Here is a 7,845-nt window from a genome sequence, read left to right as displayed (position 1 = left end):
CCGGACAGTCAAGAAGAGGCTCGAGACCTGGCTGCGCAACCGCATGGTCCTGCGCCCTGACCGGCTCGCCGAGACAGCTCGGGAGGCGCCGGACGCCGGCACACCAGCCTGCCCGGCGAACAACTGACCGCCCAGCTGGTGCACACACTCGCGCGGGAAGTGATGACCCTCAACCAGCAGGTCGCCGAACTCGACAAAATGATCGAGGCCCGGTTTCGCGAACATCGGGACTTCGAAGTGATCACCAGCATGCCCGGCCTGGGCGTGATCCTCGGTGCCGAGTTCCTTGCCGCGACCGGCGGCGACATGAGTCTCTCGTCTCTTCGGCACTCCTGACCGCCTCGCCGGCTTCGGCGGCGTTGCTCCCGTTCCCCGCGACTCCGGCAAGATCAGCGGCAACCTCCAGGCCGTCCTCGCCCTGGCCCGCCGCCGCGTCAACGTCCTCTGGGCGGGAGAGAGTGCGGGGCGTCTCGGTGCAGGGCGTGGATGCTGCGCACCTGGTACTGACTGCCACCAACCTGACCGACTGCCTGTTCTCTGGGGCCTTCCCCCTCGACCAGATCCGTCCGGAAGGCGTACCACCTTTGCCGGGGCCCCTACTGGCTGGCACCGCAGCGGTGTGCGGGCCGTACGCTTCACCTGTCGGCGGGTTCTCGCCGAGGAACACCACTGGCGTGCGCGCGAGGCGAAGACTCGCTTGGTGTTGTGCATGGTGGTCCCCCGTTGTGGTGTTGCCTGTTGTTCGTGGTGGTTGTCGCCTGCTACCGCACTGTCCGCAGGAAGATGTCCGTCACCCCGTTCGTGTCCCCTTCCACCAGATCGGGTGAGGCCGACTCGAACGCGACGACCGTGCCGTCGGCGTTGACCGAGGGGTGCCCGGCCGGGAGGTCGTTGCGGCCGCCCCAGCGATCGACGCTGACCAACTGCCTCTTCCCCGTGGCGATTTCGAGCAGGTACACGGAACGGCCCGAGGTGTACGCGAACTCTGTGCCGTGCCTGGAGAGCGAGGGCTGGGCGCCCCTGACCCGGGCCGTGGTGGTGCCGGTGTCGAGGTCCCGGACATAGACGTACCTGCCCTGCTGGAAGGCGATCGTCCGGCCGCTGAGGGAGGGGGCCGAGGCGCCGTCCGCGACCTTCGACAGGTCGCCGGTGTCCAGGTCCCGGACGTAGACGTCGCCGCCCTGCTCGAAGGCGATGTACCGGCCGTCGTAGTCGATGGACGGGTTGCCCGCCGGACCGCCCGAGGGCGCGCTGACCACGTCCGTGGTGCCGCCGTCCAACTTGAAGCGGTAGACGCGGGGTTGCGGGTCCGGGTCGGCGTCGGTGGCGGGCAGGGTCGCCGCGTAGGTGATCCACTGGCAGGTGGGGCTGATCCGGGGCCGCCCCATCCAGGCGAAGCGGACGCCCTGGTAGGAGTCCAGGGTGGTGACCTGGCCGACTGAGCGGTGGCGGACGTGGACCTCCGGGGCGCCGTCGGCGGCGGACGGGACCAGGTAGCCCACCATGCGTCCGTTGGAGCAGGGGGTGCTCTCCGACGACGGCTTCTCCGTGTCGGAGTTGACCTGGACGACGCGGAGGGGCGCGTTGATGAAGACGTCTTCCTCCGAGGTGAAGGTGACGAGCTTGCGCTCATCCATCTCCGGGTCGTGGGACGCCCCGGCCGGTCCGCCGAGCCGTTCGGTGACGGACGGCATCGGGGCCGGGTTCTTCCCTAGGCCGCCCGAGAAGGTGAACACGTCCGACTGCCGGTTGGTGTCGCCCGGCACCAGGTGGGACTCCGTCGAACTGAACGCCACCACACGTCCCTTGGCGGCCAGCGAGTCGCCCATCACCGTGGCGGTCCACGAGAGGGTGGCCCCTCGCAGCCCCGTCCGCAGGTCACGCACCCGCACGCCGTCCGTGCCCGTGACGACGGCGTACCGGCCGTCCGCCGTGGCCGAGGAGGCGGTTCCGTCGGCCACCCGTCGCGATGTGCCCGTGCTCAGGTCGTGGACGTACACCCCGGTGTTGGCGTTGAGGAGGACCCGGCGGCCGTCCGCCGTGATCCGGATCAGATGGGCGACACCGAGGTCCGCGTCGACGTGGATGCGCTGGCCCGTCGCCCGGTCCTTGACGAAGACGTCGTTCGGGTCGTCGCCCTCGACGTCCCCCTGGACCGAGTAGGCGACCCGATTGCCGTCACCGCTCACCGAGGCGTTGCTCTTGTCGCCCTCCTCGGCGGTCGAGATCAGCTCCTCGGTGCCGGTCTCCGTGTCCCGGACGTACAGCAGCCGCGCGGTCTGCCCTCCGTTGCGGCCGCCGATGGTGTACGCGACGTGCGTGCCGTCGGGGCTGATCGACTGGGCGCGGCCCAACTCGGCCGAGCCGGGCGGGTCTTCGGGCCACAGCCGCTCCGAACGGCCGGTGGCGCTGTCGTACAGGTAAGGAGCCTGGAAGCGGGTGCCGGCGGAGAAGGCGACACGGCTCCCGTCGGCGCTGGACAGCGGCGCGTCGTAGGTGTGGCCGCTGCCGAGGTCGATCCTGGTCAGGCCGCCGTCGGTCAGGTCCTTCAGGAACAGGCACGGCGAGAGGCGCTCGCAGCCGAGGCTCGGCGCGGTGGACGTGAACGCGACCTGGCGGCCGTCGGCGCTGATCGAGGCCCCGCTCGACGGTCCGTCGGCCTGACCGCCGTCGGCGGCCGTGCTCACCCGCACGGTACGGGGCTCGTCGGGCCCCTGGTGACCCCGGTCCTGTGCGGCGGCCGCCGGCGTCCAGGCGAGCGCGATCGCGACTGCCGTGCCGAGCACGGCTCTTGAGGCGCGGAACATCAGCGTGACCTCCATTGGAAGACGTCGTACAGACCGTTGGTGTCATCGGGGACGACGTCCGCGTCCTCCGTGGAGTAGACGACGGAGCGGCCGTGGGCGGAGACCGAGCCCGCGGTGGCGCGGCCGTGTCCGACGGGGATCTCGCGTCCGCCGCGCAGGCCGCGCAGGGTCAGGTTCGCGTCCGCGTCCCGCGTCAACAGCCGCTGCCCGTCCGGGCTGACGGCCAGGACGCGGACGCCGGGGAAGTGCCGGACGCGGCCCGTGCGCAGGTCCCGTTCCCGGCCGTCGGGGGCCCCGACCCGGATTCTGGTGCCCGTGCTCAGGTCGGACAGAAAGACGTTGATGTTGCGGCTGCCCCAGTCGGTGTACGTGGCCCAGCGGCCGTCGGCGCTGAGCCGGGGCGTGCTCAGCGCCTGCTCGATCTTGGTGACCTCGCCGGTTGTCAGGTCACGGATGCAGGAGTAGGTGCCCGGGCGGGTGACCCCCTCGGGCACGAGGTTGGTGGCCGACGAACGGAACGCGATGTAGCGGCCGTTCGGCGTGGTGACGGCCGCACTGGAGGCGCCGTCGCCCTGGGTGCCGTCGGCGGCGGTGCTGACCCGCTCCGTCCGGGGCGCGTGCTGCGCGGCACCGGCGGTCGTTCCGGTGAACGCGAGCAGCAGCGCCGTCGATAAGGAAATGCCGGACACGGTCACAGCTCTGCCGGACATGGCTGAAGCCTTGGACATGTTCCCCCTTGTGTTCCCCGTTGACGCATGACCCCCGGCCCCGCGCCGAGGGCTCCCTTCGAGGCAAACGCATCAACTACCACAGGGTCAATCGGCCTTGTTGCGTACAACCCGGCCGGAAGGTCACGCGTCCGCGAGGAGAGGCTCGTCCAGGAACGCCCGTACGTGGCCGAGAATCGTCCGCAACCCGTCCCACCCGGGGTTACGCGGGCATCTCGTCGAGCCGCCGGACCGGCTCGACCAGTCGGCTTCCGGGCTGTCGTCGGCGGGGACCGGGACCCAGCAGGCCTCGGTGGTGTCGTAGCGCAGGGTTACGCTGCCGAATCCGGTCAGATCCAGGTCGCGCAGGGCGTCGAACGCGGAGTCGTCCAGTTCCCGGTCGAGGAGGATCCGTACGGCAGCCTGGCCGGTTCGGGCGACCGCATGGACGAGAGGGAACGGTTGGGAACGGGAGGGAATACGCAGAGCGGGCCCGCCCGGAACTCGTCCGGACGGGCCCTGGAAGGGCTGCGGGCCGAGTGGCCCGCGGGGCTCAGCCCAGTCGGGGCATCCAGCCGTGCTTGTCGTCCCGGACGCCCCGCTGGATGCCGAGCAGGGCATCACGGAGGTTCAGGGTGACCTCGCCGGGGGTGCCGTCGCCGTGGGTCCAGGCGTCCGTCCTGGTCTTGACGTGGCCGATCGGGGTGACCCCGCGGCGGTGCCGCAGGCGAAGACCTCGGTGAGGGCGCCGGAGGCGGCGTCCTCGCGCCACTGCTGGAGGCTTCGGTGGCGTCGCACCTGTTCCCCGCGACTCCGGCAAGATCAGCGGCAGTCTTCGCCGGCCGCGGCGCTGCAACCGCCGACTCCAACGCGCCTTCTACATCTCCGCCTTGTTCAGCATCCGACACTGCGATGAGTCCCGCCGGTTCTACGAACGCGAGCGAGCCGAAGGCAAGCGTCACATCCAGGCCGTCCTCGCCCTGGCCCGCCGCCGCGTCAACGGCCTCTGGGCCCTCCTCCGCGATGGACGGACCTACGAACTCGTGCCACCCACCGCGCACGCGGCTTGACAGACCGCATGAGGAATCAAAGAGAGCGGCGCATCGCACGATGCGCGATACCCGCCTCGTGGAACTCGTCCCCGTACCCCGCATATCCGAGCCGCTCGTAGAACCCCGACGCGGAGGTCTGCGCATGCAGATCCACCGCGGCGAGCCCCAGCCCCCGAGCCGCCGCTTCAATACCCCGCACGAGCTCGACCCCGACCCCCAGCCCCCGCGCGTCCTTCCGCACCGCGAGCCGCCCGAGCGACCCCACGGACGGATCGCCCCCGGTCCGGCCGACCGCGGCCTCCCCGTACAGCAACCGCCCCGTGCCGAGCGCCACCCCGTCCTCCCGGACGGCCAGCACATGCAGCGCGCCCGCGTCGAACTCGTCGTACTCCAGGTCCTCCGGCACCCGCTGCTCCGCGACGAAGACCTCCTTGCGCACCGCGAAACAGGCCTCGCGGTCGGCGGGATCCTCGGCGACGCGCACCACGTACGGCGGCAGGGTCATGCGTATGTCTCCTCGCGCACCCGCTCCAGGGCGTTGGCCAGGTCGTCGGGGTAGTCGCTCTCGAACTCGACCCATGTCCCGTCCCCCGGGTGCTCGAAGCCGAGGCGTACGGCGTGCAGCCACTGGCGGGTCAGGCCGAGCCGCTTGGACAGCGTCGGGTCCGCCCCGTACGTCAGGTCGCCGACGCAGGGGTGCCGGTGGGCGGCCATGTGGACGCGGATCTGGTGGGTGCGGCCGGTCTCCAGCTTCACATCGAGCAGGGAGGCCGCACGGAACGCCTCGATGAGGTCGTAGTGCGTGACGGACGCCTTGCCCTCGGCCGTGACCGCCCACTTGTAGTCGTGGTTCGGATGCCGGCCGATGGGCGCGTCGATGGTGCCGCTCATCGGGTCCGGGTGGCCCTGGACCAGCGCGTGATAGCGCTTGTCGACCGTGCGCTCCTTGAACTGGCGCTTGAGCGATGTGTACGCGCGCTCCGACTTGGCCACCGCCATCAGGCCTGACGTGCCGACGTCGAGCCGGTGCACGATGCCCTGGCGCTCTGCGGCACCGGAGGTCGAGATGCGGTACCCGGCGGCGGCCAGACCGCCGATGACGGTCGTCCCGGTCCAGCCTGGCGACGGGTGCGCGGCCACGCCGACGGGCTTGACGATCACGACGATGTCGTCGTCGTCGTGCACGATCACCATGCCCTCGACGGGCTCGGCCACCACCTGCACGGGCGCGGGCGCCTGCGGCATCTCGACCTCGAGCCAGGCGCCGCCGTGCACCCGCTCCGACTTGCCGACCACCGAGCCGTCGACCATGACCTTCCCCGCCGCGGCCAGCTCGGCGGCCTTCGTACGGGAGAAGCCGAACATCCGGGAGATGGCGGCGTCGACACGCTCACCCTCCAGGCCGTCCGGCACGGGCAGGTTGCGGATCTCGGGAATCGTACTCACCCGTCGAGTATGCAGGACGGGCCCGGCAGCCCCGACCGTGCCTGTGGACAAACCCCGCCCGGCTCGTCAGTCCTTGTGGACGGTCCCGTCCGGGTCGAGCCCCTTGAAGGACAGCAAAACGATCAGGATTCCGCCGCAGACGATCGCCGAGTCGGCCAGGTTGAAGACCGCGAAGTGCTTGGGCGCGATGAAGTCGACGACCGCGCCCTCGAAGACGCCCGGCGAGCGGAAGATCCGGTCGGTCAGATTGCCCAGCGCGCCGCCGAGCAGCAGACCGAGCGCGATCGCCCAGGGCAGGCTGTAGAGCTTGCGGGCCAGGCGGGCGATCACGACGATCACGATCGCCGCGATGACCGTGAAGATCACCGTGAAGGCCTCACCCATGCCGAAGGCGGCGCCCGCGTTGCGGATCGCCTCGAACCTCAGCCAGTCCCCGATGATCTCGATCGGCGCGTGGTGCTCCAGCTTGGCGACCACGATCATCTTGCTGGCGAGGTCCAGCGCGTACGCCAAGGCGGCGACCGTGAACAGCACGAGGATCCGGCGCCTGCCCCGGGGCCGCTCGTCCGGGGTTTCCGGCTCGCTCCCCGCCGCGTCTGGGATGTCCGGCGTACCGATGATGCGCTCCGCCTCTGCCACGTGAGTCCCTCAACCTAGGTTCCTGACTGAGGACGAGAGTACGACACACCTCCTGGCACACGGAGTGCAGGCGGCACCCGGCACGCGTCGGCGCGACGGGGGCTCCGGCGAGCGGTCAGTAGCGCCGCTCCTGCTTCTGCTTGCACTCGACGCACAGCGTCGCGCGCGGGAAGGCCTGCATACGCGCCTTGCCGATCGCGTTGCCGCAGTTCTCGCACAGGCCGTACGTGCCCGTGTCCAGCCGCTCCAGGGCCCGCTCGTCCTGGACGAGCATCTCGCGCGCGTTGGCCGCCAGAGCCATCTCGTGCTCGCGCGTGGTGTTCTTGGTGCCTGTGTCCGCCTGGTCGTCGCCCGCGCCGTCCCCGGAGTCCCGCATCAGACCCACGAGCGACTGTTCGGACGCCGCGAGCTCGGCGCGCAGGCGCTGCACCTCGGACTGCAGCTCGGCGCGCGCCTCGGCCACCTCCTCCGGGGTCCATGGATCCTCACCGGCGCGTACGGCGAGCTCGCCCGGCTCCGCCGCCGTGATGATCCGCGCCTTGGGTACCGCGCTGGGCTTCTTCGCCGTCGTGGTCGTGCCCGGAGTCTTCTTCGCAACCACTGTCGTGGCTCCCGTCGTCTTCGCGGCCTCGGCCGCGCCCGCCTTTGTGGCAGTGCTCTTCCTGGCCGTGCTCTTCGTGGAGGTGCGTTTACCGGCGCCGCCCTGAGCCGCGGCACTTCTGGGAGCGGCGGATCTCTTCTGGACGGCTGTCTTCGCGACGGCCTTCTTGGCCACCGTTTTCCTGGCCTCCGAGGTACTTCCCACCGCTTTCGTGGCCACCGTCTTCTTCGCGGCGCCCTTCTTGAGAGCGCTCTTCTTGAGAACGCTCTTCTTCGCGTCCGTGCCCTTGCCACTGCCGGAGGCCCCCGCGGCCGTGGATCCGGTGGATCTGCCGGTCGTCGACTGCTGCTCGGCGGTCTTTTTCGCCACCATGGCCGCGGCCCCTTCACATATGGTGATCTTGCTCGCGAATCGTGCTGGGACGATAAATCGACTTGAGTCCCGCGGCAACGGGGAACGCCACCCGATTCGCCCACCCCGCCGGTCCCGCGGGGCAAGCCTGCAAGCGTTGTGCCCAGCTCCCCGCCGGGTAATCCGCCGAGCCGCGCGTCCCGGAATCCGGACACCCGGCCCTGGCCATTCGGGTGGCCCGG

General features: G+C 70.5%; 7 protein-coding genes and 3 pseudogenes. 2 read left to right on the top strand and 8 right to left on the bottom strand.

Translation table 11 applies throughout. From position 1 onward, the window contains the following. Window positions 1-451, top strand: a pseudogene (locus IEY89_RS32715) (transposase); the annotation flags it as partial. A 310-nt stretch (window positions 452-761) separates the two neighbouring features. On the opposite strand, the gene IEY89_RS32710 reads toward IEY89_RS32715, so the two are convergent. From IEY89_RS32710 to IEY89_RS32695, 4 genes and pseudogenes are all read right to left on the bottom strand, one after another. Further along, window positions 762-2,822 carry a TolB-like translocation protein gene (locus IEY89_RS32710; RefSeq protein WP_229695531.1) on the bottom strand — a complete coding sequence of 687 codons (2,061 nt, stop codon included), beginning with the start codon at window positions 2,820-2,822 and terminating at the stop codon, window positions 762-764. Beyond that, on the bottom strand, window positions 2,807-3,517 hold the full coding sequence (locus IEY89_RS32705; protein WP_229695530.1) for a TolB-like translocation protein: 711 nt from the start codon (window positions 3,515-3,517) through the stop codon (window positions 2,807-2,809). Before IEY89_RS32705 ends, IEY89_RS32710 begins: the two co-directional genes overlap by 16 nt. Window positions 3,518-3,658: 141 nt before the next feature. Next, window positions 3,659-4,135, bottom strand: a complete 477-nt coding sequence (locus IEY89_RS32700) for a hypothetical protein (protein ID WP_189151147.1) — start codon at window positions 4,133-4,135, stop codon at window positions 3,659-3,661. After that, window positions 4,068-4,297: pseudogene (locus tag IEY89_RS32695) on the bottom strand (branched chain amino acid aminotransferase); the annotation flags it as partial. The pseudogene IEY89_RS32695 and the gene IEY89_RS32700, both read right to left, overlap by 68 nt. Here IEY89_RS32695 and IEY89_RS32690 point away from each other — a divergent pair. Continuing rightward, window positions 4,294-4,584 (top strand): annotated as a pseudogene (locus IEY89_RS32690) (transposase); the annotation flags it as partial. The pseudogenes IEY89_RS32695 and IEY89_RS32690 sit on opposite strands and share 4 nt — an antisense overlap. Before the next feature lie 16 nt (window positions 4,585-4,600). Here IEY89_RS32690 and IEY89_RS32685 read toward each other — a convergent pair. The 4 genes from IEY89_RS32685 to IEY89_RS32670 all read right to left on the bottom strand — a co-directional run bounded on the left by IEY89_RS32685 (window position 4,601) and on the right by IEY89_RS32670 (window position 7,624). Continuing rightward, window positions 4,601-5,071 carry a GNAT family N-acetyltransferase gene (locus IEY89_RS32685; protein WP_189151146.1) on the bottom strand — a complete coding sequence of 157 codons (471 nt, stop codon included), beginning with the start codon at window positions 5,069-5,071 and terminating at the stop codon, window positions 4,601-4,603. Beyond that, window positions 5,068-6,012: an RluA family pseudouridine synthase gene (locus IEY89_RS32680; protein ID WP_189151145.1), complete on the bottom strand. Its 945-nt coding sequence runs from the start codon at window positions 6,010-6,012 to the stop codon at window positions 5,068-5,070. Before IEY89_RS32680 ends, IEY89_RS32685 begins: the two co-directional genes overlap by 4 nt. A 66-nt stretch (window positions 6,013-6,078) precedes the next feature. Next, entirely contained in the window at window positions 6,079-6,651 is a 573-nt protein-coding gene (gene lspA / locus IEY89_RS32675; RefSeq protein WP_189151144.1) for a signal peptidase II, read from the bottom strand. Between the two features lie 115 nt (window positions 6,652-6,766). Continuing rightward, on the bottom strand, window positions 6,767-7,624 hold the full coding sequence (locus IEY89_RS32670) for a TraR/DksA family transcriptional regulator (protein WP_189151143.1): 858 nt from the start codon (window positions 7,622-7,624) through the stop codon (window positions 6,767-6,769). Window positions 7,625-7,845: the final 221 nt, after the last annotated feature.

Origin of the sequence: Streptomyces lacrimifluminis, assembly GCF_014646095.1 — a bacterium.
GTDB lineage: Bacteria > Actinomycetota > Actinomycetes > Streptomycetales > Streptomycetaceae > Streptomyces > Streptomyces lacrimifluminis.
This window is presented reverse-complemented; position numbering and strand designations above follow the sequence as displayed.